Here is a 25,857-nt window from a genome sequence, read left to right on the forward strand (position 1 = left end):
AATTTAATGATTAGAATTTAAGTCCTCCTTCTCTCGCACCGTCAGCTAGAGCCTTCACTCTACCGTGGTATACGAAACCGTTTCTATCAAATACAATAGCTCCAATTCCTGCAGCAACTGCTTTAGCAGCAATAGCTTTACCAACAGCGGCAGAAACTTCACTTTTTGTACCTTTAGCGTCAACTCCTTTATCTCTAGAAGAAGCAGATACTAAAGTTTTACCGTCTTTGTCATCGATTAACTGAGCGTAAATTTCCTTATTACTTTTATATACAGATAATCTTGGCAATTCAGAAGATCCAGAGATTTTCCCTCTTACTCTTCTTTTTATTCTTATTCTTTTTTCTACTTTACTTAATGCCATAATACTTATAATTTATTAAGCAGATTTACCAGCTTTACGTCTAACAATTTCTCCTACGAATCTTACACCTTTTCCTTTGTATGGCTCAGGCTTTCTGAATGAACGGATCTTTGCAGAAACCATTCCTAGAAGTTGCTTGTCATGAGACGTTAAAGTAATAATTGGGTTTTTACCTTTTTCAGTCAATGTGTCGATTATTACTTCTTTTGGAAGTTCTAAAACGATACCGTGAGAGAATCCTAAAGCTAATTCAAGTTTTTGACCTGAATGAGAAGCTCTGTATCCTACCCCTACTAGTTCTAACTTTTTTGTGAAACCTTCAGCAGTTCCCAAAATCATGTTATTGATTAACGCGCGGTATAAACCGTGTAGCGCTCTGTGTTGTTTAGAATCAGACGGTCTGCTGAATGTAAGCACACCATCGTTTTGTTCTAAAGTAATTCCTTCTGTAAGCTCCTGAGTAAGTTCTCCTTTTGGACCTTTAACAGTTACTACACCTTCTTTTTCAGTGACAGTAACACCAGCGGGAATAGTTATAATTGCTTTACCAATTCTTGACATTTTCCTTTGATTAAAAATTAATAAACATAGCAGATTACTTCACCGCCTACTTTCTCTTCTCTAGCTTTTTTATCAGTCATTACCCCTCTAGAAGTAGAGATAATAGCGATACCCAAACCGTTCAATACTCTTGGAAGTTCAGTAGAACCTTTGTATTGTCTTAGACCTGGTCTTGAAGCTCTTTGGATAGACTTGATTGCAGGCTTGCTAGTTTGCTTGTCATACTTTAAAGCTATTTTGATCGTTCCTTGAACAGCGCTCTCTTCAAACTTGTAGTTTAAGATATACCCTTGATCAAATAAGATTTTTGTAAGCTCCTTTTTGATTTTCGATGCAGGAATTTCCACCACCTTGTGGCCTGCGCTTTGTGCGTTCCTTACTCTTGTTAGGAAATCTGAAATTGGATCTGTTACCATTTTTCTTTTTTAAATTATTGGTTAAAGACAATCAGTATTGAAGGGACTTGAAGATTAAAATATCAGACTTCAGAAAAACTTCGGTCTGATATTTATTTCTTTAGTATCCAGACAACTTAATTGTCCCGATTTTTAATTAGTATTGACTACCAACTAGCTTTTTTCACTCCCGGAATAAGACCGTTGTTGGCCATTTCACGGAAAGTTACTCTTGAAAGACCGAAAGTTCTCATGTAACCTCTTGGTCTACCTGTTAGTTTACATCTGTTGTGTAATCTTACAGGAGAAGCATTTTTTGGTAATTTTTGAAGTCCTTCATAATCACCAGCTTCTTTTAAAGCTTTTCTTTTCTCAGCGTATTTAGCTACAGTAGCTTCTCTTTTGCGCTCACGCGCTTTCATTGATTCTTTAGCCATTTCTTAGTTCTTTTTGAAAGGTAAACCGAAGTGAGTTAACAATGCTTTAGCTTCTTTATCTGTTTTCGCAGTTGTAACGAAAGTGATGTCCATCCCTTGGATTTTTTTCACTTTGTCGATTGCGATCTCAGGGAAGATAATTTGCTCAGTAATACCTAAGTTATAATTACCTCTACCATCGAAACCATCAGCTTTAATACCAGAGAAATCTCTAATACGTGGCAAAGCAGAAGCAGTAAGTCTGTCTAAGAATTCGTACATTTTGCTAGCTCTAAGAGTTACCTTAGCACCTACAGGCATACCTTTTCTTAATTTGAAAGCTGCTTCATCTTTCTTAGAAATAGTACCTACAGCCTTTTGACCAGTAATATTTGTAAGTTCTTCTACAGCATAATCAATAATTTTCTTGTCTGCAGTAGCATCACCCAAACCTTGAGATAGGATGATTTTTTCTAATCTAGGTACCTGCATTACAGATTTGTACCCAAATTCTTCCATCATTGCAGGAACAATTGTTTCTTTATATGCTTTCTTGGGTCTTGCGATATATTCCATGTGTTATTTAAAATTATAAAGTTTCACCCGTTTTTTTGTCGATTCTTACTTTCTTATCTCCATCGATTTTGTAACCGATTTTGATAGCTTTTCCGTCTTTACCAACTAAAGCTATGTTTGAGATATGAATAGAAGCTTCTTTTTCTGTGATTCCTCCTTGAGGATTTGAAGCTGAAGGCTTAACGTGTTTTTTAACGATGTTAAGTCCTGCAACGATAACTCTAGGGTCTTTTCCTTCTTTTTTGATCACTTCAATAACTTCACCAGTTTTACCTTTGATATCTTTCTTACCAGTAGTAATGATTACGTTATCTCCTCTTTTTATTTTTAACTTTGACATTTTCGTTTAAAAATTTTTAAAATTAAAGTACTTCAGGAGCCAATGAAATGATCTTCATATATTCTTTGTCTCTCAACTCACGAGCAACAGGTCCGAAAACACGTGTTCCTCTCATTTCTCCACCAGCGTTTAGTAAAACACAAGCATTGTCTTCGAATTTGATGTATGAACCATCTTTTCTTCTAACTGCTTTTTTTGTTCTTACTACTACCGCTTTAGATACTTGACCTTTCTTTGCGTTTCCTGATGGTGTAGAAGCCTTGATAGTAACTACAATCTTATCACCAACTGAAGCATATCTTCTTCTGGTACCACCCAGAACTCTGATTACTAGTACCTCTTTAGCACCAGTGTTATCAGCAACTTTTAATCTTGATTCTGTTTGTAACATTATTACTTAGCTTTTTCAATGATTCTTACTAATCTCCATCTCTTACTCTTGCTCATAGGTCTAGTTTCTTGGATAAGAACTGTATCTCCTTCTGTGCATTCGTTGTTTTCGTCGTGTGCAGTATATTTTTTCGTTTTTAATACGAATTTACCGTACATCGGGTGTTTCACTCTAGTCGTCTCACTTACAACAATGGTCTTTTCCATTTTATTGCTGGAAACTATTCCGATTCTTTCTTTTCTTAAGTTTCTTTCCATAATGTATGAAAATCTTATTGTTGTTTGTTAGTTAACTCAGTATTTAGTCTTGCGATCGTTCTTCTCAAATCTCTGATTTGAATTGGATTTTCAAGTGGGCTGATTTTGTGAGCTAATTTCATTTTAGTGAATTCAGCTTTAGCTTCAGCCAATTTTGCTTGAATATCTTCAGCGCTTAGATTTTTAATTTCAGCTTGTTTCATTGTATTCAAAGATTATAGAGGTTTAACAAAATCGTTAGCAACTACAAATTTAGTAACTATCGGTAATTTTTGTGCAGCAAGTCTTAATGCTTCTTTAGCGATTTCGTAAGATACTCCTCCGACTTCGAACATAATTTTACCTGGCTTCACTACAGCTACCCAATATTCCACAGCACCTTTACCTTTACCCATACGTACTTCGGCTGGTTTCTTAGTAATTGGCTTATCTGGAAATATTTTGATCCATAGTTGACCTTCTCTCTTCATATATCTTGTAGCAGCGATACGAGCAGCTTCAATTTGTCTTGCAGTGATCCAAGCTCCTTCTGTAGCTTTGATTCCGAAAGTTCCGTAAGCAAGTTGATTACCTCTTTGAGCAATCCCCTTCATCTTCATCTTATGAACTCTACGGAATTTGGTTCTTTTTGGTTGTAACATAATTTCTTAAATTTTAGATTTTAGAATTTAGATTTTAAAAAAGTAACGGTCGTTTAAAAACTATCCTCTAAAATTTTATTAATTATTTTTTTTATCTCTTGAAGGTCTTCTGTTGTCTCTATCTCCTCTGTTTCCGCCTCCTGAAGGACCACCTTTCTTCTGTTGTCCTACTAATGGCATAAGATCTCTCTTACCGTAAACTTCTCCTTTCATGATCCAAACTTTAACTCCTAACTTACCGTATTGAGTAAGTGCTTCACCGATATGATAATCGATATCTGCTCTGAAAGTTGATAATGGAATTCTTCCGTCTTTGAAGTTTTCAGAACGAGCCATTTCAGCACCGTTCAATCTACCAGAGATTTGAACTTTGATACCTTCAGCACCCATTCTCATTGTAGAAGCGATAGCCATTTTAACAGCTCTTCTGTAAGAAATTCTGTTTTCAATTTGCTTAGCAATACTATCAGCAACTAAAACTGCATCAAGTTCAGGTCTTTTGATTTCGAAAATATTGATTTGAATATCCTTTTTAGTAAGTTTCTTCAATTCTTCTTTTAGCTTGTCAACTTCCTGACCTCCTTTACCGATGATAAGTCCCGGTCTAGCAGTAGTGATTGTTACTGTTACTAATTTTAATGTTCTTTCAATATAAATTTTTGAAATCCCACCTTTAGATAATCTAGCTTCAAGGTATCTTCTGATTTTGTAGTCTTCAGCGATTCTGTCTCCATAATCTTTACCACCAAACCAGTTTGAATCCCATCCTCTGATGATACCTAATCTGTTACCAATTGGATTTGTCTTCTGTCCCATACCTTGATTAATTTTCTTTATTACCTAAGATTAGTGTAATGTGGTTAGATCTCTTTCTGATTCTGTGTCCTCTACCTTGTGGTGCAGGTCTTAGTCTCTTCAATTGTCTAGCACTGTCTACAAAAATTTCTTTAATGATAAGATTCGCTTCTTCGATATCAGCACCTTCGTTCTTTGACTGCCAGTTGGCCATCGCAGAAAGTAATACTTTCTCTAATTTGTTAGAAGCGTCTTTTTTAGAATATTTTAGAATGTATAAAGCTTTGTCAACTTCTACTCCTCTGATGATATCAGCAACTAATCTCATCTTTCTTGGAGAAGAAGGGCAATCATTATGTAATGCTTTTACTACATCTTGATTCGTTAATTTACGTGCTAATGCACTTTCTCTTTTTCTTGATCCCATGATTATCTACTTCCTTTGTTTTTGTTACCACCATGACCTCTGAAAGATCTTGTTGGAGAAAATTCGCCTAGCTTGTGACCAACCATGTTTTCTGTAACATAAACAGGGATAAAAGATTTCCCGTTGTGTACTGCAATAGTTTGTCCTACGAAGTCCGGAGAGATCATTGATGCTCTAGACCAAGTTTTAATAACTGTTTTCTTTCCAGCCTCTATATTTGCCTGAACCTTCTTATCTAAAGTATATGCGATGAATGGTCCTTTTTTAAGTGATCTTGCCATAATTATTTACGTTTAGATATGATATGACGGTTAGACGCTTTGTTTTTCTTTCTGGTTTTGTAACCTTTAGCAGGCATACCGTTTCTAGATCTTGGGTGACCTCCAGATGAACGTCCTTCACCACCTCCCATTGGGTGATCTACAGGGTTCATTACTACCGGTCTAGTTCTAGGTCTTCTACCTAACCATCTGCTTCTACCAGCCTTACCTGAAACAGTTAACTGATGATCAGAGTTAGAAACAGATCCAATCATTGCATAACACTCAGTAAGGATCATTCTAGATTCTCCTGAAGGCAATTTGATGATTGCATATTTTCCGTCTCTTGAAGTAAGTTGAGCTGAAGAACCAGCACTTCTTGCTAAAATAGCACCTTGTCCAGGCTTCATTTCAACACAAGAAATAACAGTACCCAATGGAATGTTTTTCAATTTCATTGCGTTACCGATGTTCGGTTCTACGCTTTCTCCTGAAACTACCTTTTGATCTACTTTGATACCGTTTGGAGCGATGATATATCTCTTCTCTCCGTCAGCATATTCTAATAAAGCGATAAATGCAGTTCTGTTTGGATCATATTCTACAGTTTTTACCGTTGCTTCAACATCATGCTTGTTTCTTTTGAAGTCGATAATTCTGTATTTCTTTTTGTGTCCACCTCCGGTGTAACGCATGGTCATTTTACCAGTTTGGTTACGTCCACCTGACTTACTAATACCAACAGTTAGAGATTTCTCTGGTTTGTTAGTAGTAATTTCCTCAAAATTGTTTACAATTCTGAATCTCTGTCCTGGGGTGATAGGTTTTAATTTTCTAACAGACATTACTATTATTTATAATTAATAATTAATTTACAGCAAAAATATCGATTACTTCCCCTTCAGCAAGAGTGATAATCGCTTTTTTCAATTTGTTTGTCTTTCCTACTTGAAGACCTTTTTTCGTGTATTTCGAAGAAACTTTAGGCGCATAAATCATGGTTCTAACGTCTGCTACTTTTACACCATAAGCTTGCTCTACAGCATTTTTAATTTGGATTTTATTCGCCTTAGGTTGTACTAAGAAAGAATAAGCACCTCTTAAATCTGTAAGATAGTTCGCCTTTTCTGAAATAACTGGTTTAATAATTAGTGACATGATTTATTTCTTTAAATTTTCCTGGAATTTTTCAACTGCACCTTCTAAGAAAACGATCTCACCCGCATTGATTAAGTCATAAGAAGAAATTTCGTTGAATTTCATAACTTTAGTCTTAGGTAAGTTTCTTGAAGATAAATATACATTCTTGTTTGTATCAGGAAGAATGAATAAAGATTTAGTATCGTTTAATGCTAATGCATTCAAGATAGTGATGAAATCTTTAGTTTTAGGAGCAGCAATGCTCAATCCTTCTACAATTCTGATGCTGTTGTCTCTCATTTTCTGAGAAAGAACAGATTTTTTAGCTAATCTCTTAAGAGCTTTGTTCAATTTGAATCTATAGTCTCTTGGCTTAGGTCCGAATACTCTACCTCCACCTCTGAAAGTTGGAGATTTAATATCACCGTATCTAGCAGATCCAGATCCTTTTTGCTTCTTAAGTTTCTTAGTAGAAGCAGTAATTTCGCTTCTTTCTTTTGATTTATGAGTCCCTTGTCTTTGTGCAGCAAGGTACTGTTTAACTTCTAAGTAAACCGCGTGCTTATTTGGCTCAATTCCGAATACAGATTCGTCTAGAGTTACTTTTTTTCCGGTTTCTTTTCCTGATGTATTTAATACTACTAGTTCCATTTTCTGATAATTACATAAGAATTTTTAGCTCCCGGAACAGCACCTTTTACTACTAAAAGATTTTGTTCTTGATCCACTTTTAATACTTGAAGGTTTTGTACAGTTACCTGCTTACCTCCCATTCTACCTGCCATTCTCATTCCTTTGAATACTCTCGAAGGATCCGATCCAGCACCGATAGAACCTGGAGCTCTAAGTCTGTTGTGCTGACCATGAGTAGCTTGCATTACACCTCCAAATCCGTGTCTTTTAACAACACCTTGGAAACCTTTACCTTTAGAAGTTCCTGTTACGTCAACAAATTCACCTTCAGCGAATAGTTTCACAGTTACATCTTCTCCTACTGTTACTTGGTCTACGAATTCTCTGTAGAATTCTACCAACTTAGCTTTAGGAGCTGAACCAGCCTTTTTAAAATGACCAGCTAACGCTTTACCAACGTTCTTCTCACTCTTGTCATCGAAACCTAATTGAACTGCTTTATAGCCGTCCTTTTCAATGGTTCTGACCTGTAAAACCGAGCATGGACCAGCTTGGATAACTGTACAAGGAATGTTTTTTCCTTCTTCGTTAAACAAAGATGTCATACCGATTTTTTTACCAATAATACCTGACATTATTTATATAATATGTTATAAAATTTCCTTGGATACACTTTCATTTCGGGAAGGTTTGAGTAATTTCTACTTTTGATATAGGCATACTCTACTCCTAAAATGAGTGTGCAAATTTATGAATAATTTTCAAATTGACAAATTTTATTGCAAAATATTTTGATTTTTAGCAGTTTACAAAAAATCGGCAAACTCAGGGTGATTTATACAATAATTATTTATCAATTATTAAATTTATTTCGTAATAACAGAAACCCCTCTTTCTTCAAGTCCTCTTCTGTCTTCTTCTAAGATTTCGTCATCGGTTACCAGATAATCTATTTTATCCAGAGGAGCGATCTTTCCAAACCCTTTTTTATTAAGCTTTGAAGAATCTGCCAATATCACGACTTTCTCAGAACATTCAATCATAAGCTGATTAAGGTGTGCTTCTGCAGCGTTGGAAGTGCTTATTCCGAACTCCATATCAATACCATCAACACCGAGGAATAATTTATTGCACGAAAACTGTTTAAGAATAGTTTCCGAAATAGAGCCTACTATAGAAGTCGAACTTTTTCTAACCTCCCCTCCTAACTGTATAATATTAATGTTTGGATTATTGCAAAGCTCAAGCGCAACTCTTAAAGAAGAAGTAAGCACGGTAAGCTGACCAAAATTCACCAACATTCTGGCAAGATAATGCATCGTTGTTCCGGAAGCCAATATAATACAGTCGTTTTCCTGTATCAATTGCAAGGCCGCTTTAGCAATATTTTGTTTTGCTTCTACATTAATACTTTCCTTTTCACCAACATTCTTTTCATAAGCGTATCTCACATGTTTACTTGCTCCTCCATGATTACGAAACAACAAGCCTAAGCTTTCTAAATACGTCAAATCCTTTCGAATCGTAACTGAGGAAACATTAAACTTTTCACACAATTCCTGAACAAGAACATAGTCTTTTTCGTCTATTTCCTTTAATATATCATTATGCCTGGGCTGTAACTTTTCCATTCATCAAATTTATTAATTTTTATTGAGACCTTAAAAATTTCATTTATTTTCCTTTTAGTTTCATTTTTAATTACTAAATTTGAAAACGAAACATAAACGAAGTATTATGAAACGAAATGAAGAACTCATTAAATTAGCCAATACCCAGGAGTGGGATTTTATTGTTATTGGTGGTGGAGCTAGTGGTTTAGGTTCTGCATTGGACGCAACAAGCAGAGGATTTAAAACTTTACTGATAGAATCTCACGATTTTGCAAAGGCAACCTCCAGCAGAAGTACGAAACTTGTGCACGGAGGAGTAAGATATCTTGCTCAGGGCGATATCGGATTAGTAAAAGAAGCTTTAAAAGAAAGAGGTTTACTTGCACAAAACGCAGCGCATGTTGTAAAAAATCAATCTTTCATCATCCCCAACTATACTTGGTGGGGAGGTATTTATTATAAAATAGGATTATCCATCTATGATTTTCTTGCCGGAAAGTTAAGTCTTGGAAGAACACAATATATAAGTAAGTCTAAAACTGTCAGTAAACTTCCGACTATTGAGCAGAAAAATCTGATGAGTGGTGTTGTTTATCAGGATGGACAATTTGACGATGCCCGTTTGGCGATTAATCTAGCTCAAACCATTATTGAAAAAGGAGGAAGCGCCATTAATTATTTAAAAGTAATCAACCTTATTAAAAGTGATGCTAATAAAATAATCGGAGTTGTTGCAGAAGATCAGTTCACTCAAAAACGATATAAAATTCATGCAAAGGTTGTCATCAACGCAACAGGAATTTTCACGAATGACATTCTTAATATGAATAATCCCAAACACGGAAAATTTGTTGTTCCAAGTCAGGGTATTCATTTGGTTTTAGATAAATCTTTCTTAAAAAGCGATGATGCCATCATGATTCCAAAAACTTCAGACGGAAGAGTTCTGTTTGTCGTTCCGTGGCACGACAGAGCTTTAGTTGGAACAACCGATACTTTATTGGAAAACGAAAGTTTTGAACCTCGAGCTTTGGAAGAAGAAATTAATTTCGTTTTAAATACAGCAAGACAATATTTATCTAAAAAACCAACCCGAGAAGATGTTAAATCTGTTTTCGCAGGATTAAGACCGCTTGCCGCTCCAAAAGACGGAAGCAAAAGCACTAAAGAAGTATCCAGAAGTCACAAAGTTATTACATCTGACACAGGATTAGTTTCAATCATTGGTGGAAAATGGACGACCTACCGTAAAATGGCAGAAGACACCATTAACAAAGCCATGGAAATTCACAATCTGGGAATGACAACTTCTAAAACAGAGAAGTTATCCATTCACGGTAATGTAAAAGCTGAGCAGGTAGACAGAAGCAGTCATTTGTATGTTTACGGTTCAGATATTCCTTCAATAAAAATGCTGCAAAACAGCAATCCTATATATTCAGAAAAGATTCATCCAGATCAACCTTTCACAGTCGCAGAAATTGTATGGGCAGTAAGAAATGAAATGGCGGAAACAATAGAAGATGTTTTGGCAAGAAGAGTCCGTATGTTATTTTTAGATGCAAGAGCAGCGATCGACAGCGCACATAAAGTATCGTTGATCATTGCAGAAGAAAGAGGACTTTCAGCAGAATGGGCAAGCCAACAGGAAAAAGAATTCATTGAATTAGCAAAAGGTTATTTACTAATACCCTACTCTCCTAAAAACAAACAACCATAAATATACACAGTATGAGTGAAAAATTGATCCTCGCTCTAGACCAGGGAACAACATCTTCTAGGGCTATTTTATTCAATCACAGCGGAGAAATTAAACAAATCTCCCAGAGAAATTTTGAACAGATATTTCCGACTCCGGGTTGGGTAGAGCATGACGCAAATGAAATCTGGTCTTCTCAAATTTCCGTTGCAGCTGAAACCATTGCCAAAGCAGGCATTTCAGGATTAGAAATTGCCGCTATCGGAATTACCAATCAAAGGGAAACTACCATTGTTTGGGACAGAGAAACCGGAGAACCCATTTATAATGCTATTGTTTGGCAGGATAGAAGAACCTCTAAGTATTGCGATTCTCTGAAAGAAGAAGGTCACACCGAGATGATCAAAAAGAAAACAGGACTTGTATTAGATGCTTATTTTTCGGCAACAAAATTAAAATGGATATTAGATAATGTAGAAGGAGCAAGAGAAAAAGCAGAAGAAGGAAAATTATGTTTCGGAACTGTTGACACTTGGCTTGTATGGAAACTTACCCGCGGAAAAATGTTCATCACCGATGTTTCCAATGCCAGCAGAACGATGCTTTTGAACATTCATACTTTAGAATGGGATAATGATTTGTTAAAATTATTCAATATTCCTAAAGCCATATTACCACAAGTGAAACAAAGCAGTGAAGTGTATGGTGAAACTTCAACAACATTATTTTCAACTAAAATTCCTATTGCAGGAATTGCAGGAGATCAGCAAGCTGCCTTGTTCGGACAAATGTGTACGACTCCGGGAATGGTAAAAAATACCTACGGAACCGGATGCTTCCTATTAATGAACACAGGAACAGAAGCCGTAGAATCTAAAAACAATCTACTGACAACTGTTGCATGGAAGATAAATGGAGAAGTGAATTACGCATTAGAAGGAAGCGTATTTGTAGGCGGCGCAGCAATACAATGGTTAAGAGACGGACTTAAATTGATTAATTCAGCTGAAGAAATCAACACACTTGCTCAAACTGTTGAAGATAATGGTGGGGTTTATTTTGTACCGGCTCTTACCGGTTTAGGAGCGCCTTATTGGGATCAATATGCGAGAGGAACTCTTGTCGGAGTTACCAGAGGAACAACCAACGGACATATTGCCAGAGCTACTTTGGAAGGAATTGCATTTCAGGTATATGATATCGTAAAAGCCATGGAAGCAGATTCAGGAACACCTAGTCTCGAGCTTAGAGTTGATGGTGGAGCTTCTGCGAGCGATTTATTAATGCAGATTCAATCCGATCTTTTTGGATTTAAAATTACACGACCAAAAACATTAGAAACAACAGCCTTAGGAGCAGCTTATCTTGCAGGTTTAGCTGTTGGATATTGGAAAAGTGTAGACGAAATTCAATCTCAATGGATCGTTGACAAAGATTTTCATCCAAAATTGGACAAAGAAAAAGCCGATAACATGATTCATTTCTGGAATAAAGCTGTAAAACGCTCTCAAAACTGGATCGAAGATTAAATTTCCTCTCACCTAAAAAGATACACATATGACACCATTTATAGCAGAAATAATTGGCACGATGCTTCTTATATTATTGGGTAACGGCGTTGTAGCAAACGTTGTTTTGAAAGATACTAAAGGAAACAATTCCGGATGGATTGTTATTTCTACAGCTTGGGCACTGGCCGTTTTTGTAGGCGTTCAGGTTGCCGGCCCGATTAGTGGCGCGCATTTGAATCCAGCCGTTACAATTGGCTTGGCCGTGGCAGGAAAATTTCAATGGGATCAAGTTCCCACTTACATTGCAGCCCAAATGATTGGAGCTGGACTGGGAGCATTTCTTGTCTGGCTGGTTTATAAAGATCATTTCGCAGTTACGGAAGATGAAGGTGGAAAACTGGCATGTTTCAGTACAGGCCCAGCAATCAGGAAGCCTTTATCAAACTTTATCAGTGAGACTATTGGAACTTTCGTATTGGTTTTCGTGATATTCTATTTTGCAGATCCGAGTCTATCCTTACAGAATGATACAACTGCCAAAATAGGGTTAGGATCAATCGGTGCATTGCCTGTAGCATTTTTAGTTTGGGCGATCGGACTTTCTTTGGGAGGAACGACAGGATACGCAATTAATCCCGCAAGAGATTTGGGGCCAAGAATCATGCACTCTATTCTTCCAATTAAAGGAAGCAGTGATTGGGGATATGCGTGGATTCCTGTTGCCGGACCTATTTTTGGAGCCATTTTAGCAGCTCTCCTCTACGGAGCATTAAATTAACCTAAAAAGTTTAAACAATGAAAAAACTTTTAACAAGTTTATGCCTGATAATATTGGGCATAGGGAAGCTTTTTGCCCAAGATGCAACAGAAAAGCAGGAGGATAACAGACTGGATTTTACAGCAAATATTCAAAACAACCATCTCTGGAGAGGATTGATTATTACTGATAAACCTGTTGTGATGGGAAATCTTTCCTACGCTTTGGATGCAGAAAAAAAATGGAAAGTCGGAATCTGGGGAGCTTCTGCTTTAGCTGATGATAAAGACGGAACTCATTATAAAGAGATCAATTATTATGTTCAATATTCAAACGGACGATTTTATATTGGATTATGGGATTTATTTAATTCAAGAAACATCAACATGGCAGTCGCTTCGGATGATATTTTCCATTATTCTAACAGAAGAACGGCTCATATTATTGATTTGAGAACCAATTATACTTTCGGGCCTTCATTTCCGATTAATGTTGAAGCAGACGTCATGCTTTATGGAGGAGCCAATGCAGGAGAAGTTGTATTAGAACCCGACGGAAGCTATAAAAAGAATAAATATTCTACCTATGTACAGGTAAGTTATCCTGTGATATCTGGTAAGAAAATAAATCTTGATGCTTTTGTCGGTGCAGGATTTGCCCTTAATGATCAAACCTTTCTTTACGGGAATGGCAAGAATAGTTTCGACATTGTTAATGCAGGAATTAAAGCCAGTAAAACCGTTAAAATAACAGATCATTACAGCCTTCCTGTTTCTATGATGGCCATGTGGAATCCTTCGAACAAATATGCAAGAATTCAGCTAGCTGCGACTGTATTTTAAAATAAAAATTGTTAGTAATTTAATTTACAAGCCATTCCACTTTTGGGATGGTTTGTTGTTTTGAACATGTTTTGATTTTAACCACAAAAGGGACAAAAGCCTTTATTGACCGTTTTAAAGTTTAACTATTTTGAAAATAAAAGCTTGCAAAAGAATAAAAATCAAAGATTTTTTTTAACTTATGTGTACTTTTTAACAGAATAAATTTTAGTTTAAAAAACTAAAGCATTCAACCTTTTGTCTCTTTTGTGGTTAAAATTTTAGCTCCAATAAATTTTCACATATGATTGTGCTTGTTTCAGGCAATAACCGTGTTTTTACGGTTTAATTTTTGCTGGAATATGTTTAATTTTGAGAAAAAAATATGAAAAAGGTTTTCAGCTTATTTATTTTATGCATCAGCATTTTGTCATTTGCTCAGGCTACAGCTCCATTTACAGGAAAAAGGGATTTCAATATACTTGAAGGCTACAGCGGAACAGGAACTCCTGCTTATTATGTGGATGTAAAAAAAAATGGTGATGTTTATTTTGGTTTTGTACAGGTTAATCAGGCTAGCGGAGAGGAAACCAAGGAAGAAATAAATGCCGGAAAATACAACCCAAAAGTGATGAAAGTTCATTTCAAAACTTATAATGAAACCTTTTTTGTAAAATTTGATAAAGAAAAAATCTACATGACCGACGAAAAAGGAAACATTTCAAAATCTGAAGACTGTTGCTCCGTTTCAGAAACAGAAAGTGGAAGTTGTATTTGTGACAGCGCATTTTATCAATAATGAAAATATTAAAAATCTTATTCTTCCTTTTTCTTGTTGTTTCCTGCAATAAGAAAAATGACCATTCATATACTTTCTATTACTGGAAAACGAAACTTTCATTAGATCAGAAGGAAAAAAAAGCTTTAGACAAAGCTTCCGTTCCTTATTTATACACCCGATTTTTTGATGTTGATAAAGTGGAAGGAAAATTTCAGCCGATTGCAGTTATTACGAAAGACAAAAGTTTCCAGACCGACAAACAAATTGTTCCGACTGTTTTTGTTACCAACAGAACTTTGCTGAATATTTCTCAGGATGAAATTAAATTTTTAGCTCAAAAAATCAATCAATTAGTTCAGAAGAAAACTACAGAATATCATTTAAATATCACCAATGAAATTCAGATCGACTGTGACTGGACCGCCGGAACACGCGATGATTATTTTACATTTTTAAAAGAATTAAAAAAGATCTCAGGAAAGCAAATTACCTGCACACTTCGTCTTCATCAGGTGAAAGATAAAGCCCAGACCGGAATTCCACCAGTTGAAAAAGTGTATCTGATGTGCTACTCCACTTCTTCGCCTTTGGAAAATGCCGACATCAATTCAATTTTAGATGTGAATACTTTGAAAAGCTACCTTTCGAATATTGAAAATTATCCGATAAAGAAAATCGCCGTTGCGCTCCCGATTTACTCGTGGGGAATTGTCACCAATCATTTGGGAAAACATAAACTCATTAATGCTTTATCCAAAGAAGATTTAAACAATCCTAATTTTCAGAAAATATCAGAAAATAAAATTGAGATTGAAAAAGACGGATTCTACTTCGGAAATTATCTTAATAAAGGTTTTAAAATAAAAATTGAGGAGATTTCTGACGAACAACTTCAAACCGTTGTTAATTTCTTAGAGAAAAAAATACCGCAGTTTGATATCGTTTATTATCAATTAGATAGTAAATTTGTTGTTAATCAGAATTTTAATTTTTAATTAAATATCTCTGTGAAGATTTGTGGAACTTTTTTTCTCCCACGGATTACACAGATTCGCACAGATGATTGCGTTGATTTTTTTTTTTAAACTGAAACTATAAAAAACACCTTACATAAAAATGAAAAAGTATATTCTTTCACTTGCTGTTTTATCACTTTTCTACACGAAATATGATGCCTGTGCCTGGTCTGATCCGGATTATGAATATTTTAATCTCTTCACGCAAAGTATCATTAAGGATAAATCGTATTTGCCTTTTCTTCACAGCTATTCAACACGGTTTTACACTGATTTTAAACAATCTCAAATTCCTGATGAAAATATTGAGTCTTGGAGAAAATTCTTTAATAATCAGTTAAGTTATGCTGAAACAGATTTCATGGTCAATAAAATGAGCATGAACGATCTTAATGAATTGAAAAAAGGAACGCCCAATAATGCTTTACTCACAAAGTTGGGCACCGGATTCTATCAAAAATACAATGAAGGAATTGATTATCTGATCGAGGCTAAATATCTGGAGCCTTACATGAAAATCAATTATGTGGAAAGCGCAGATTCGTTCTATTACAGAGAGAACAGCACGGATAAAAATGCCACCAATCTTGATTATCCTAAAACAATTTCAGCATTAACTTCTTTATATAATGCTGCAAAAAATCCTGAAATCAAGCAACGTTATGGTTATCAGCTTGTGCGTTTTAATCATTATACCAGAAATTATGATGCGGCTCTTCAGGCATTCAAAACTTATGTTGAACCTGTAAAATTAAAGGGAGCGCCTTATTTTATGTCGCTCGATCAATTGGCAGGCGCGCAAAGAGGTTTGCAAATGAACAGCGATGCGAACTGGAACTTTTTTCAGGTTTTCATGAACAGCAAAAGTCGTAAAGAATCTGCATTTGTTTCGATGAAACTTTCAGATACTGCTTCTTTCAATAATATCTTGAAAAGAGCCGGAACGAATGAGGAAAAAAATATGGGATATTTCCTTTTGGGGTATGAAGATTTTACGAATCCGATTCCTATTATGGAGAAAATGTTCGACATCAATCCTGATTCCGAAATCCTAAAAGTAATGGCTGTAAGAAGTATTAATGAATTGGAGAGAAGTTATCTTCCAACATATTATTATGCTTCTGATAATGGTAATAATTCAACTGTTCAAAAAAGTACTTCAAGTACAACTACAGATCCGGCTAAAGCTGAAACTCCTGAAGTAAAAGAAAAAGGATTGTCTTTCTGGCAAAAGATCGTACGATTCTTTAAAAAGCTTTTCGGAATAAAATCAGATCCAACAACCGAAAACAGCAAAGCCGATCAAAGCGATGATGAATTGCTGGATAATCCTAATCGAATTCCTTTTTACACTAAAAATCAAAGTTATTACTATGATGAAAAGCAAAAAGATTTCTTAGATGATCTTGAAAAATTCACAGAAAAAACAAAGGCTAAATCTAAAGATGAATATTGGCAGATCGCAGACGCTTACTTGAAGTTTTTGAAAAAAGACTACAAAGCAAGCACTGAAATTTTAGAAGATATCAAAACCAATAATCCTGAATATCTTGAAGAAATAAAGAGAATGAAAGTTCTGAATGATATCGTTTCTCAGCCAAAAATCACTGCGGAATATGAAAATCATTTAATGAAAGATTATGCGGAATATTTTGTTGAAAAAGAAGTAAAAAAAGACAGTACTCAATCAGATTACGATTCTTATTACAGTCCGGTACCTTCAACCGCTTCTTTCCTTAAAGATGTTTTGGCCAACCGTTATTTCTTACAAGGAGAAGATGGAAAATCGTTCCTGATGAGCAATAAACTTTCTGATCTTCAATACAACCCGAATTCAAATTTGGTGAAAAGTGTGGAAGATTTTTACAGAAAGCCGAACAAGTCACAATTTGAGCAACAAATTATTGCTAAAAATATTAATGATGTAGGAAATATAGATGCATTTTTCAGTGTAATTTACGGTGACAGAGCAATGAGAATGGCTGATTTTGAAAAGGCTAAATCTTATTATCAAAAAGCCCAAAGCTTCACCGGAATTCCAAGGCTTAATTATGAATGGACTGAAAATAATCAAAAAGTAACGCCACGTCAATATGCCGGTGCTGAATATAATGGTTTTAAAAATGTTTCCAATCTTATTTTCGGGCACAATGTCTGGGAAAGTTTTGAAAGCGCAGACAATATCAGTATGGAAGCTGAAGATTATTCGGCATTTCCTTTCATTAAAAATTCGATGAATAAGCTTGAACTTTCGGATGCTTTAATTCAATTGAAGAAAATTGGAAGCGGGAAAGATGAAAAAGCAGCACAGGCCAATCAATTGATCGGTAATTTACTTTACAACACTTCAATTTTAGGATATTACAGAGAAGTATTTGTGATGGATATTGACAACAGCAATGGCGGAAAATATGATTTCTGGAATACTGACAAAAAAACGCCATATCAATATTACTATAAAAACTTCCTAGACAGTTCTTACATTGAACCTAATAATTTTGATCTGGCAATTAATTATTATAAAAAAGCTCTAGACCTTTCAGCCAATAAAGATCAAAAAGCAAGAGTTCTTTTCCAGATGGCAAGTGCCGAGCAAGGAAAGTATTACCAATATGAAGCAAAAAATCCTTCAAAAATTGATTACTCCGATCCTAAATATTCTGAGAAAAGTGATGCTTATCAAATTCAGCTTAACGATATTAAAAACCAAAAATACAGAACCTATTTTGCTATCCTAAAATCTCAATATGCAGATGCAGAGGTTACGAAAAATCTTATGGGTAGTTGTTCTTATTTTAGTTATTTTATGAAGTAGCCTAGTTTTAATTATATAAAAAAAATCTCTGAATTGCTTCAGAGATTTTTTTATGACCTTTAATTTATTTAAAATTATTTTTTAACAAACTTAGTTTTAAGATCTGTACCATTCTCATTTATATTGATGAAGTAAATACCCTTTACTAAATCTCTCACAACAATTTTACCATCTCCGATTGTTCCTTTAGAGATCAATTGCCCTGGAGCATTATAAATTTCATATGTTGATTTAGAAGAAATATTTTTAACATTTAAAATATCATCAACAGGATTTGGATAGATCTGAACAGTTTTCACATTTCCAACTTCAGAAGTTCCTAAAGTTGCAACGTTATTTTGCTTTACAGCATAAAACACGTTACCAATTGCAGAAACTCTTACGTGTCCGCTTTTACCCGCTAAAGACGCAGGAATTAAAACACTTGCAGTACCTGAGTTAGGAACAGAAGCCGCTAAAACCGTCCAAGTTGCACCACCATCAAAAGTATAATCTATTTTCACGTTGGCAACGTTGTACGGAGAAGCAGTTGTACCAGAAACCACCCACGTAATTGTAGAGTTTGTATTTGGAGTTAATGTTGAAGCATTTACAGTAAATGCACTTGCAGAACCTACAACAATTGTCTGTGTAGCGTAAGCTGTTTGTGCCTGACCTGCAGGTTTGTTATCTCTTACTGTAACTCTAAAGTTAGTTGTTCTTGCTACCGTAGAAGCAGCTTCGAAATCAGTTGTATTTTTAACTACACCACTTAAAACTGTAGCTAATTTAGGGAAATATCTTGTTGGGCTTGTTGTAGCGATCCAAGATCTGAAACTTGCACCTGAAGTAGTATTTCCAATATTTGATTTAGTTACACCGTTATCAAGAATACTAGGATCCGTTTGTTCCCAATTGTATGTTAATGCATCTCCATCCGGATCTGTTGCAGAAGCTGTCAATACAAAAGCAGTTGATCTTGGAATTGTATAAGTAGTTGGCATTGCTGTAACAACTGGTGTGTTATTAGTAATAGGTGTTTCTACATCAACACTTACCGCTGCAAGATTTGTCTGAACCTGATCGATACTTACACTATGGAAATATGGATCAGAATTAGACTGTACATCTGTTGTAGAACCTGTAATACCGGCATAACCCATAATTGTAGATCCCGATCCCGGTTCAACTTCCTGATCTAGGAAATCTTCATAAAAGCTATACGTATGAGAATCACCCAGTTGATGTCCTAATTCATGAGCTACATAATCTATGTCAAAAGTATCTCCCATCGGTACATTATCTGCGGGAGAAGTTATACCACTCCCTTTATAATTATCCGGAGCAATATAAGCATAACCACAACCTCCATTAGCTGCTGTATAACTTGTTGTAGTAACATCGTTACTTCCGATACAACCGATACAACCTGCGTTACCGCCACCTCCGGAAGCACCAAACAAATGTCCTATATCAAAACTAGCATCTGTAACACCATAAGTTCCACCGTGCAAAGTATTCATTAATTCATAATTCCATTTACACATTTGGCTTGCATTACTGTAAGGATCAGAAGAAGCAGTTGTAAAAATAAGATTAGGTGCGCTCACCACATTAAGGTGAAGGTTAAATTCCTGCTCGAAAACTCCGTTTACTCTTGTCAAAGTAGCATTTACCTGAGCCAAGGCATTTGCAGCTCCTCCAAAATATGCTGTATATTCTCCTGTTACAGACATTGCCAATCTAAGTGTATGATATTTTTTATCACTAGATTTTGATGCTAAACCAGAAGCTTGCATTTGTTGAAGTTTAGCTACAGATTCTTTACTTTCTTTTGTACTACAAGTGAAAGCATGACCATTTTTACCACTTTTCCCGTGGATTGAATAAACAGATTTATCTTGTGTCGCAGGTTCAATGAATTCATATTTTCCGTTGCTGATCGTCATCGACTGAAAATCGTTAGGAGCTACACTGAATCTGATATATTTACTTGGATCATCAATTCCGGTTCCAACATAAGATCCTAATTGATATTGACTTGCCATTGCTTCATCAATTACAGGTAAGCTATTAACTGTAAACCTTTCTGTTTTCCCGTTTAAGGTCGGAATATTTACAGTAATTCCGCTTCCTTCTCCGTATTTCGGGGCTCTTAATAATTGTGTTCTTATTTTATCAATATCGAGTTGATAATAAATCGAATTGTCACTCTTTTTAACCACATTTTTCGTCGGTGTCGTCTTGCTCCATTGTGCACTTACCATAGAAGAGGCAACTGCAAACAATACAAGGGGTAATTTTGTCTTCATGTATAAAATTTAGGAAGACAAATGTAGTTTTTATTATTAATTTAATAATAAAAAGAAGTAATAATTTAAAAAATTAACTATTAAATACAATCAATCTATTAAAATTCAATTTTTCAATCTATTTGTTGAATTTAACATAAAAAAAAGAATCATTACGATTCCTTTTTCTGTGATTGTTTCTGAAGCCATTCATCATGCCTTTTTTTGAACTGATCATGCTTATAATCCTGATTTCTTTTAGCTGCATCAATTGAGTGCGAACTGTGAATATCAGTATCTTCTTCGGCAAAATCTGCTAACTTTTCATAATAACAGTGAAGCTCATCTAATTCTTTTTCTGTAAGATCTTCAATGTCTACAATTCGGTTACTTGCTTTTTCGTTGGCCGCGAGCAATTCATTCAGTTTTATCTGAATAGCTTTTGAATCTTTATTCTGTGCTTTCTGAATTAAAAAAACCATCAAAAAAGTAATAATTGTAGTTCCTGTATTAATAACCAACTGCCAGGTTTCAGAATAATTAAAAATAGGCCCTGAAACAGCCCAAACAATAACAATAAGTGTTGCTCCGATAAAAGCATAAGAACTTCCTGTAAATTTTGTAGCCCAATTTGAAAATTTTTCAAAAATGCTGTTATTTGATTTTGACATTTTAGTATGTATTAATTTTATGCTTTGTATTTGAAAAATCCCTTAAACTCTTGCAGTATAAATTCATCAAAAACTCCGCCGAAATCGACGAAGTTTCTAAGTTAGGTAATATGTTGTATATTCTTATTTTTTCTTTTTATTAATTTCCTGAATTTACGTATACTTTTCTACCGTTTAAAGACTGTATTGCACGGAAATTAGGATCTGTATAAATTGATGTATAAGAGTTGAATTGTGCATCAGAAAGTTGCTGTTTATTTTTAAATACAAACCAATCTACAGGACCTCCATTAGTTATATTAGAACTGGCACCGAAGTTTGGAGTTGTTAATGAACCACTGTAGGTGTAATATTCTCGTGTATTGGTAGGAAATAGATCTAACAAGTTGAATGTAGTATTTGGCGAATTGGTTCCATTACTTGTTGTTGGAGACTGTGCAAATAAGTTTTGCATTGAAGAATTACCTGCTCCAATATCTACCAAGACGCTAAGAACAGCATATGAATTGTCTGCCGACACATTTACGAAGTGAATCTCCATTTTGCTGTATTTTCCATCTACAGTATGCTCGCTGCTGTAATGAAAATGGAAATTAACAAGGTTAAATTTCTTCCCTCCCACTGTAATATAGTTATTGGCATTATCTGCACCTGAAACATTTACTTTAAGGTTTTCTCCTGCATTATTTACTACCGAATTCAGGTTTACAGATCCGTAATGTATTGCAGGGTCTGTACTATGAAAAGCAATAGCACTGGAAGGAACAATATTAATAGGTGTTTGGGATTCTGCGACTGCAGCCGGAAAGTTAGAGGTAAAAATCGGTGTGCTGATAAGATCTGAGGGATAGGAATTCAGTTCATGCATATCCTCACTATTATTATCACTATTACATGACGTTAGTAAAACTATTGGAGCAAAACTCAAAAGGACAATAGCTCTCTTAACACTGGCAAGAACCAGTGTATTCATTTTTTTTCTTTTCATTTGTGTAAAATTTTAAATGTTTTGTCTGCTGTTAATTATCAGACCATTATTGTTTGTGAAATATTAAATATTATTTGACAACAAATATAAAATATTGGATAACCAACTATTAAACAAGAAGGTAAGTTTTAATTAAATTTTAAAAAAATATAAATTCTTATAAACTGGTTTAAAATTTTAATCCAAACTCATCAATAAATATTTAAAACAAATACATTTTAGAAATTTTACTTTATAATTAAATTTTAAGAGAATTTTCAATTAATACAAATAAAAAATCCGCCCCTTGAAAGGGACGGATTCTTATATAATTACGTGCAAAGTATGCAAGTTATCACACTTTAATTTCCACGTCTACACCTGAAGGAAGTTCTAATTTCATTAGAGCATCAACAGTTTTAGAAGAAGAAGAGTAGATATCCATTAGTCTCTTGTGAGCTGATAATTGGAACTGCTCTCTTGCCTTCTTGTTTACGTGCGGAGATCTCAACACAGTGAAGATTCTCTTATTCGTTGGCAATGGAATTGGTCCGTTTACAACAGCACCAGTAGCCTTTACCGTTTTTACGATTTTCTCAGCAGACTTGTCTACCAAGTTGTAATCGTAAGATTTTAGTTTTATTCTGATTCTTTGTGACATTTCTTTACTTTAAAAAATTAACCTTTTGCTTTAGCAATGATATCTTCAGCAACGTTTTGAGGAGTAGCTTGGTACTTCTCTAATTCCATAGAAGAAGTAGCTCTTCCTGATGAAAGTGTTCTTAGAGTTGTTACATATCCAAACATTTCAGAAAGTGGAACTGAACCTTTGATTACAACGGCACCGTTCTTTTCTTCTTGTCCACTGATTGTACCTCTTCTCTTGTTAAGGTCACCAATGATGTTACCCATATATTCTTCCGGAGTTACAACCTCCAATTTCATAATAGGCTCCATGATTACTGGCTTAGCAGCACGTCCCGCTTCTTTAAATCCTAATTTAGCAGCTAATTCAAAAGAAAGTGCATCAGAATCCACTGCGTGGAAAGATCCGTCTTTAAGAGTAACTTTAATACCTTCAACTTCGAAACCAGCCAAAGGACCGTTCTTCATTGCAGCTTTAAAGCCTTTTTCAATTGCAGGAACAAATTCTCTAGGAACGTTACCACCTTTGATCTCATTGATGAATTCTAAACCAACTTTACCTTCGTCAGCAGGTCCTAGTTCAAATACAATGTCAGCAAATTTACCCTTACCACCAGATTGTTTTTTGTAAACTTCTCTATGTTGAGCAACTCTTGTAAGATTTTCTTTGTATTCAACCTGAGGTTGACCTTGGTTTACTTCAACTTTGAATTCTCTCTTCATACGATCAACAAGGATATCAAGGTGAAGTTCACCCATACCTGAGATAATCGTTTGTCCAGAAGCTTCGTCAGTTTTAACCTGGAAAGTAGGATCTTCTTCAGCTAATTTAGCTAGAGCGTTACCCATTTTATCCTGGTCAGCCTTAGTTTTAGGCTCAACAGCGATACCAATTACCGGATCAGGGAAAACCATCGATTCAAGAACGATTGGGTGTTTCTCGTCACACATTGTATCACCAGTTTTGATAGATTTAAAACCTACAGCTGCACCAATATCTCCTGCTTCAATATATTCTACAGGATTTTGCTTGTTAGCGTGCATCTGATAGATTCTAGAGATTCTTTCTTTATCTCCTGAACGAGTGTTCAAGATATAAGAACCTGCATCTAGTCTTCCAGAGTATGCTCTGAAGAATGCTAATCTTCCCACGAATGGGTCAGTAGCAATCTTAAATGCTAAAGCTGCGAAAGGCTCGTCTACAGATGGTTTTCTTGTAATATCAAGATCTGTTCTAGGGTCAGTACCTTTGATATCATCTTTATCCAATGGAGAAGGCAAGTATTTACATACTGCATCCAACATGAACTGTACTCCTTTATTCTTAAATGAAGAACCACAAGTCATTGGGATAATAGATAAATCGATAGTAGCTTTTCTTAGAGCTTCGTTGATTTCTTCTTCAGAGATTGAATCTGGATCTTCGAAGAATTTCTCCATCAAAGTATCATCGTAGTCAGCAACAGCTTCTACTAGTTTCTCTCTGTATTCAAGAACTTCAGCCTTCATGTCTTCAGGAATTGGCACTACTTCGAAAGTAGCTCCTTGTCCTGCTTCATCCCAGATGATAGCTCTGTTTTTAATTAAGTCAACAACACCTTTGAAATCTTCTTCAGCACCGATTGGTAAAACGATTGGAACTGCATTAGATCCTAACATAGTCTTAACCTGGTTTACCACGTTAAGGAAGTCAGCACCTTGTCTGTCCATTTTGTTTACGAATCCCATTCTTGCAACTTTATAGTTGTCAGCAAGTCTCCAGTTTGTTTCAGACTGAGGCTCTACTCCATCTACTGCAGAGAATAAGAATACCAAACCATCTAATACTCTTAAAGATCTGTTTACTTCTACTGTGAAGTCAACGTGTCCCGGTGTATCAATGATGTTGAAGTGGTAAGGCTTACTTTCAGGTAAGATTTTCCCTTGGTCTGTTGGGAAATTCCAAGAACAAGTAGTTGCAGCAGAAGTAATTGTAATACCTCTTTCTGCTTCCTGCTCCATCCAGTCCATTGTAGAAGCACCATCGTGAACTTCACCAATTTTGTGGTTTACACCTGTATAGAATAAGATTCTTTCTGTAGTGGTAGTTTTTCCCGCATCAATGTGGGCAGCAATACCAATGTTTCTTGTAAATTTAAGATCTCTACTCATTTCTAATTAGAATTTAAAGTGTGAGAAAGCTTTGTTAGCTTCCGCCATTTTGTGAGTATCAGATTTTTTCTTGTAAGCAGCACCTTCTTCTCTAGAAGCAGCTACAACTTCGTTAGCTAATTTCAAAGCCATAGACTTATCATTTCTAGCTGTAGAATATTTGATTAACCATTTCATTGCCATAGAAATTTTTCTATCAGCTCTGATTGGCATAGGAATCTGGAAGTTAGCTCCACCTACTCTTCTAGAACGTACTTCTACGTGAGGCATAACGTTAGTTAATGCATCTTTCCAGATTTCAAGGGCAGTCTTTTCAGTTTCTCCTTTTTTAGCTTCTACAAGGTCTAATGCATCGTAGAATATTTTGAATGCGATAGACTTCTTACCGTCTAGCATTAAATTGTTTACAAATCTTGTTACCAATTGATCATTAAATTTCGGATCTGGTAACAACGGTCTTTTTTTCGCTTTTGTCTTTCTCATTGCTTCTGTACCTTATTTAATGATTATTTTTTCTTTCCTTTAGCTGGTGCAGCTGCTGCCTGACCTGGTTTTGGTCTCTTAGCTCCATACTTAGATCTTCTCTGAGTTCTACCGCTTACACCTGCAGTATCTAATGCTCCTCTTACGATATGATAACGTACTCCCGGTAGGTCTTTCACCCTTCCGCCGCGTACCAATACTATCGAGTGCTCTTGAAGATTATGTCCTTCGCCCGGGATGTAGGCGTTGACTTCCTTCCCGTTAGAAAGTCTTACCCTTGCAACTTTTCTAAGTGCAGAGTTAGGTTTCTTAGGAGTGGTAGTATATACTCTCGTACATACACCTCGTCTTTGTGGACAAGAATCAAGGGCAGCCGATTTACTCTTCTTGGTGAGTGCGACTCTTCCTTTTCTTACTAATTGTTGAATAGTAGGCATTTAATTGCTTTTTATTTTAGGGTG

At 35.4% G+C, this 25,857-nt stretch carries 32 protein-coding genes; 7 read left to right on the forward strand and 25 right to left on the reverse strand.

Annotated elements, in window-relative coordinates; genetic code table 11:
• Positions 1-10: 10 nt before the first annotated feature.
• From rplR to SB689_RS06540, 18 genes are all read right to left on the reverse strand, one after another.
• Positions 11-364: a 50S ribosomal protein L18 gene (rplR, locus tag SB689_RS06455; RefSeq protein ID WP_123982588.1), complete on the reverse strand. Its 354-nt coding sequence runs from the start codon at positions 362-364 to the stop codon at positions 11-13.
• Positions 365-379: 15 nt separating this feature from the next.
• On the reverse strand, positions 380-925 hold the full coding sequence (gene rplF, locus SB689_RS06460) for a 50S ribosomal protein L6 (RefSeq protein WP_410691338.1): 546 nt from the start codon (positions 923-925) through the stop codon (positions 380-382).
• Positions 926-942: 17 nt separating this feature from the next.
• A complete protein-coding gene (gene rpsH, locus SB689_RS06465; protein ID WP_072407375.1) occupies positions 943-1,341 on the reverse strand; it encodes a 30S ribosomal protein S8 in 399 nt (132 codons plus the stop codon).
• Between the two features lie 146 nt (positions 1,342-1,487).
• Positions 1,488-1,757 carry a 30S ribosomal protein S14 gene (rpsN, locus tag SB689_RS06470; protein WP_034712998.1) on the reverse strand — a complete coding sequence of 90 codons (270 nt, stop codon included), beginning with the start codon at positions 1,755-1,757 and terminating at the stop codon, positions 1,488-1,490.
• A gap of 3 nt (positions 1,758-1,760) precedes the next feature.
• Positions 1,761-2,312 carry a 50S ribosomal protein L5 gene (rplE, locus tag SB689_RS06475; RefSeq protein ID WP_054512039.1) on the reverse strand — a complete coding sequence of 184 codons (552 nt, stop codon included), beginning with the start codon at positions 2,310-2,312 and terminating at the stop codon, positions 1,761-1,763.
• Between the two features lie 13 nt (positions 2,313-2,325).
• Positions 2,326-2,652: a 50S ribosomal protein L24 gene (gene rplX / locus SB689_RS06480; RefSeq protein ID WP_054512040.1), complete on the reverse strand. Its 327-nt coding sequence runs from the start codon at positions 2,650-2,652 to the stop codon at positions 2,326-2,328.
• 22 nt (positions 2,653-2,674) lie between these two features.
• A complete protein-coding gene (gene rplN, locus SB689_RS06485) occupies positions 2,675-3,043 on the reverse strand; it encodes a 50S ribosomal protein L14 (RefSeq protein ID WP_066752865.1) in 369 nt (122 codons plus the stop codon).
• A gap of 2 nt (positions 3,044-3,045) precedes the next feature.
• On the reverse strand, positions 3,046-3,303 hold the full coding sequence (rpsQ, locus tag SB689_RS06490; protein WP_052186088.1) for a 30S ribosomal protein S17: 258 nt from the start codon (positions 3,301-3,303) through the stop codon (positions 3,046-3,048).
• Positions 3,304-3,314: 11 nt separating this feature from the next.
• On the reverse strand, positions 3,315-3,503 hold the full coding sequence (gene rpmC / locus SB689_RS06495) for a 50S ribosomal protein L29 (protein WP_066752868.1): 189 nt from the start codon (positions 3,501-3,503) through the stop codon (positions 3,315-3,317).
• Between the two features lie 12 nt (positions 3,504-3,515).
• The gene (gene rplP / locus SB689_RS06500; protein WP_066752872.1) at positions 3,516-3,941 is read right to left on the reverse strand and encodes a 50S ribosomal protein L16; all 426 of its coding nucleotides are present in this window, start codon (positions 3,939-3,941) and stop codon (positions 3,516-3,518) included.
• Between the two features lie 78 nt (positions 3,942-4,019).
• Positions 4,020-4,757: a 30S ribosomal protein S3 gene (gene rpsC, locus SB689_RS06505; RefSeq protein WP_054512045.1), complete on the reverse strand. Its 738-nt coding sequence runs from the start codon at positions 4,755-4,757 to the stop codon at positions 4,020-4,022.
• Between the two features lie 7 nt (positions 4,758-4,764).
• Positions 4,765-5,163 (reverse strand): 50S ribosomal protein L22, encoded by a 399-nt coding sequence (gene rplV / locus SB689_RS06510; RefSeq protein WP_066752878.1) that lies wholly within the window; start codon positions 5,161-5,163, stop codon positions 4,765-4,767.
• 2 nt (positions 5,164-5,165) lie between these two features.
• Positions 5,166-5,444 (reverse strand): 30S ribosomal protein S19, encoded by a 279-nt coding sequence (rpsS, locus tag SB689_RS06515; protein WP_050378485.1) that lies wholly within the window; start codon positions 5,442-5,444, stop codon positions 5,166-5,168.
• A gap of 2 nt (positions 5,445-5,446) precedes the next feature.
• A complete protein-coding gene (rplB, locus tag SB689_RS06520; protein WP_034702846.1) occupies positions 5,447-6,268 on the reverse strand; it encodes a 50S ribosomal protein L2 in 822 nt (273 codons plus the stop codon).
• 22 nt (positions 6,269-6,290) lie between these two features.
• Positions 6,291-6,581: a 50S ribosomal protein L23 gene (gene rplW, locus SB689_RS06525; RefSeq protein WP_410691339.1), complete on the reverse strand. Its 291-nt coding sequence runs from the start codon at positions 6,579-6,581 to the stop codon at positions 6,291-6,293.
• A 3-nt stretch (positions 6,582-6,584) separates the two neighbouring features.
• Complete coding sequence (gene rplD, locus SB689_RS06530) at positions 6,585-7,214, reverse strand: 50S ribosomal protein L4 (RefSeq protein WP_072407371.1); 630 nt, start codon at positions 7,212-7,214, stop codon at positions 6,585-6,587.
• Positions 7,205-7,831: a 50S ribosomal protein L3 gene (gene rplC, locus SB689_RS06535; protein ID WP_072407369.1), complete on the reverse strand. Its 627-nt coding sequence runs from the start codon at positions 7,829-7,831 to the stop codon at positions 7,205-7,207. Before rplC ends, rplD begins: the two co-directional genes overlap by 10 nt.
• 231 nt (positions 7,832-8,062) lie before the next feature.
• Positions 8,063-8,827: a DeoR/GlpR family DNA-binding transcription regulator gene (locus SB689_RS06540; protein ID WP_410691340.1), complete on the reverse strand. Its 765-nt coding sequence runs from the start codon at positions 8,825-8,827 to the stop codon at positions 8,063-8,065.
• 106 nt (positions 8,828-8,933) lie between these two features.
• Between SB689_RS06540 and SB689_RS06545 the strand changes: the two genes are divergently transcribed.
• The 7 genes from SB689_RS06545 (at position 8,934) to SB689_RS06575 (ending at position 18,209) form a co-directional block, all read left to right on the forward strand.
• Positions 8,934-10,529, forward strand: a complete 1,596-nt coding sequence (locus tag SB689_RS06545) for a glycerol-3-phosphate dehydrogenase/oxidase (protein ID WP_410691341.1) — start codon at positions 8,934-8,936, stop codon at positions 10,527-10,529.
• A gap of 11 nt (positions 10,530-10,540) precedes the next feature.
• The gene (glpK, locus tag SB689_RS06550; protein ID WP_410691342.1) at positions 10,541-12,037 is read left to right on the forward strand and encodes a glycerol kinase GlpK; all 1,497 of its coding nucleotides are present in this window, start codon (positions 10,541-10,543) and stop codon (positions 12,035-12,037) included.
• A gap of 28 nt (positions 12,038-12,065) precedes the next feature.
• On the forward strand, positions 12,066-12,797 hold the full coding sequence (locus tag SB689_RS06555) for an MIP/aquaporin family protein (protein ID WP_410691343.1): 732 nt from the start codon (positions 12,066-12,068) through the stop codon (positions 12,795-12,797).
• Positions 12,798-12,814: 17 nt separating this feature from the next.
• Positions 12,815-13,618: a hypothetical protein gene (locus SB689_RS06560; RefSeq protein WP_410691344.1), complete on the forward strand. Its 804-nt coding sequence runs from the start codon at positions 12,815-12,817 to the stop codon at positions 13,616-13,618.
• A gap of 364 nt (positions 13,619-13,982) precedes the next feature.
• The gene (locus tag SB689_RS06565; RefSeq protein WP_410691345.1) at positions 13,983-14,396 is read left to right on the forward strand and encodes a hypothetical protein; all 414 of its coding nucleotides are present in this window, start codon (positions 13,983-13,985) and stop codon (positions 14,394-14,396) included.
• On the forward strand, positions 14,396-15,373 hold the full coding sequence (locus SB689_RS06570) for a hypothetical protein (RefSeq protein WP_410691346.1): 978 nt from the start codon (positions 14,396-14,398) through the stop codon (positions 15,371-15,373). Before SB689_RS06565 ends, SB689_RS06570 begins: the two co-directional genes overlap by 1 nt.
• Positions 15,374-15,494: 121 nt before the next feature.
• Positions 15,495-18,209, forward strand: coding sequence for a hypothetical protein (locus SB689_RS06575; protein WP_410691347.1), 2,715 nt, complete (start codon positions 15,495-15,497; stop codon positions 18,207-18,209).
• Positions 18,210-18,283: 74 nt separating this feature from the next.
• On the opposite strand, the gene SB689_RS06580 is transcribed toward SB689_RS06575, so the two are convergent.
• The 7 genes from SB689_RS06580 to rpsL all read right to left on the reverse strand — a co-directional run bounded on the left by SB689_RS06580 (position 18,284) and on the right by rpsL (position 25,833).
• Positions 18,284-20,500, reverse strand: coding sequence for a reprolysin-like metallopeptidase (locus SB689_RS06580; RefSeq protein WP_410691348.1), 2,217 nt, complete (start codon positions 20,498-20,500; stop codon positions 18,284-18,286).
• Between the two features lie 152 nt (positions 20,501-20,652).
• Positions 20,653-21,150 carry a low affinity iron permease family protein gene (locus tag SB689_RS06585; RefSeq protein ID WP_410691349.1) on the reverse strand — a complete coding sequence of 166 codons (498 nt, stop codon included), beginning with the start codon at positions 21,148-21,150 and terminating at the stop codon, positions 20,653-20,655.
• Positions 21,151-21,289: 139 nt separating this feature from the next.
• Entirely contained in the window at positions 21,290-22,138 is an 849-nt protein-coding gene (locus SB689_RS06590) for a carbonic anhydrase family protein (RefSeq protein WP_410691350.1), read from the reverse strand.
• A 334-nt stretch (positions 22,139-22,472) separates the two neighbouring features.
• Positions 22,473-22,778, reverse strand: a complete 306-nt coding sequence (gene rpsJ / locus SB689_RS06595; protein ID WP_002661363.1) for a 30S ribosomal protein S10 — start codon at positions 22,776-22,778, stop codon at positions 22,473-22,475.
• 17 nt (positions 22,779-22,795) lie between these two features.
• A complete protein-coding gene (gene fusA / locus SB689_RS06600; RefSeq protein ID WP_410691351.1) occupies positions 22,796-24,913 on the reverse strand; it encodes an elongation factor G in 2,118 nt (705 codons plus the stop codon).
• 6 nt (positions 24,914-24,919) lie between these two features.
• The gene (gene rpsG / locus SB689_RS06605; protein WP_066752920.1) at positions 24,920-25,396 is read right to left on the reverse strand and encodes a 30S ribosomal protein S7; all 477 of its coding nucleotides are present in this window, start codon (positions 25,394-25,396) and stop codon (positions 24,920-24,922) included.
• Positions 25,397-25,419: 23 nt separating this feature from the next.
• Entirely contained in the window at positions 25,420-25,833 is a 414-nt protein-coding gene (rpsL, locus tag SB689_RS06610) for a 30S ribosomal protein S12 (protein WP_027383325.1), read from the reverse strand.
• Positions 25,834-25,857: the final 24 nt, after the last annotated feature.

This window comes from Chryseobacterium sp. SIMBA_038 (assembly GCF_046535115.1).
Classification (GTDB): Bacteria; Bacteroidota; Bacteroidia; order Flavobacteriales; family Weeksellaceae; genus Chryseobacterium.

Excerpts from the sequence above, each read along its gene's own strand:
- rpsS (WP_050378485.1), bottom strand. The coding sequence starts at position 5,444 with ATGGCAAGATCACTTAAAAAAGGACCATTCATCGCATATACTTTAGAT.
- SB689_RS06540 (WP_410691340.1), bottom strand. The coding sequence starts at position 8,827 with ATGGAAAAGTTACAGCCCAGGCATAATGATATATTAAAGGAAATAGAC.
- rplX (WP_054512040.1), bottom strand. The coding sequence starts at position 2,652 with ATGTCAAAGTTAAAAATAAAAAGAGGAGATAACGTAATCATTACTACT.
- rpsJ (WP_002661363.1), bottom strand. The coding sequence starts at position 22,778 with ATGTCACAAAGAATCAGAATAAAACTAAAATCTTACGATTACAACTTG.
- rplP (WP_066752872.1), bottom strand. The coding sequence starts at position 3,941 with ATGTTACAACCAAAAAGAACCAAATTCCGTAGAGTTCATAAGATGAAG.
- rpsN (WP_034712998.1), bottom strand. The coding sequence starts at position 1,757 with ATGGCTAAAGAATCAATGAAAGCGCGTGAGCGCAAAAGAGAAGCTACT.
- rpmC (WP_066752868.1), bottom strand. The coding sequence starts at position 3,503 with ATGAAACAAGCTGAAATTAAAAATCTAAGCGCTGAAGATATTCAAGCA.
- rplN (WP_066752865.1), bottom strand. The coding sequence starts at position 3,043 with ATGTTACAAACAGAATCAAGATTAAAAGTTGCTGATAACACTGGTGCT.
- SB689_RS06565 (WP_410691345.1), top strand. The coding sequence starts at position 13,983 with ATGAAAAAGGTTTTCAGCTTATTTATTTTATGCATCAGCATTTTGTCA.
- SB689_RS06570 (WP_410691346.1), top strand. The coding sequence starts at position 14,396 with ATGAAAATATTAAAAATCTTATTCTTCCTTTTTCTTGTTGTTTCCTGC.
- rplB (WP_034702846.1), bottom strand. The coding sequence starts at position 6,268 with ATGTCTGTTAGAAAATTAAAACCTATCACCCCAGGACAGAGATTCAGA.
- SB689_RS06590 (WP_410691350.1), bottom strand. The coding sequence starts at position 22,138 with ATGAAAAGAAAAAAAATGAATACACTGGTTCTTGCCAGTGTTAAGAGA.
- SB689_RS06580 (WP_410691348.1), bottom strand. The coding sequence starts at position 20,500 with ATGAAGACAAAATTACCCCTTGTATTGTTTGCAGTTGCCTCTTCTATG.
- rpsL (WP_027383325.1), bottom strand. The coding sequence starts at position 25,833 with ATGCCTACTATTCAACAATTAGTAAGAAAAGGAAGAGTCGCACTCACC.
- rplW (WP_410691339.1), bottom strand. The coding sequence starts at position 6,581 with ATGTCACTAATTATTAAACCAGTTATTTCAGAAAAGGCGAACTATCTT.
- rplD (WP_072407371.1), bottom strand. The coding sequence starts at position 7,214 with ATGGAACTAGTAGTATTAAATACATCAGGAAAAGAAACCGGAAAAAAA.
- rplE (WP_054512039.1), bottom strand. The coding sequence starts at position 2,312 with ATGGAATATATCGCAAGACCCAAGAAAGCATATAAAGAAACAATTGTT.
- rpsC (WP_054512045.1), bottom strand. The coding sequence starts at position 4,757 with ATGGGACAGAAGACAAATCCAATTGGTAACAGATTAGGTATCATCAGA.
- rplC (WP_072407369.1), bottom strand. The coding sequence starts at position 7,831 with ATGTCAGGTATTATTGGTAAAAAAATCGGTATGACATCTTTGTTTAAC.
- SB689_RS06560 (WP_410691344.1), top strand. The coding sequence starts at position 12,815 with ATGAAAAAACTTTTAACAAGTTTATGCCTGATAATATTGGGCATAGGG.
- rplV (WP_066752878.1), bottom strand. The coding sequence starts at position 5,163 with ATGGGATCAAGAAAAAGAGAAAGTGCATTAGCACGTAAATTAACGAAT.
- SB689_RS06555 (WP_410691343.1), top strand. The coding sequence starts at position 12,066 with ATGACACCATTTATAGCAGAAATAATTGGCACGATGCTTCTTATATTA.
- SB689_RS06545 (WP_410691341.1), top strand. The coding sequence starts at position 8,934 with ATGAAACGAAATGAAGAACTCATTAAATTAGCCAATACCCAGGAGTGG.
- rplR (WP_123982588.1), bottom strand. The coding sequence starts at position 364 with ATGGCATTAAGTAAAGTAGAAAAAAGAATAAGAATAAAAAGAAGAGTA.
- rpsH (WP_072407375.1), bottom strand. The coding sequence starts at position 1,341 with ATGGTAACAGATCCAATTTCAGATTTCCTAACAAGAGTAAGGAACGCA.
- glpK (WP_410691342.1), top strand. The coding sequence starts at position 10,541 with ATGAGTGAAAAATTGATCCTCGCTCTAGACCAGGGAACAACATCTTCT.
- SB689_RS06585 (WP_410691349.1), bottom strand. The coding sequence starts at position 21,150 with ATGTCAAAATCAAATAACAGCATTTTTGAAAAATTTTCAAATTGGGCT.
- rpsG (WP_066752920.1), bottom strand. The coding sequence starts at position 25,396 with ATGAGAAAGACAAAAGCGAAAAAAAGACCGTTGTTACCAGATCCGAAA.
- rplF (WP_410691338.1), bottom strand. The coding sequence starts at position 925 with ATGTCAAGAATTGGTAAAGCAATTATAACTATTCCCGCTGGTGTTACT.
- SB689_RS06575 (WP_410691347.1), top strand. The coding sequence starts at position 15,495 with ATGAAAAAGTATATTCTTTCACTTGCTGTTTTATCACTTTTCTACACG.
- fusA (WP_410691351.1), bottom strand. The coding sequence starts at position 24,913 with ATGAGTAGAGATCTTAAATTTACAAGAAACATTGGTATTGCTGCCCAC.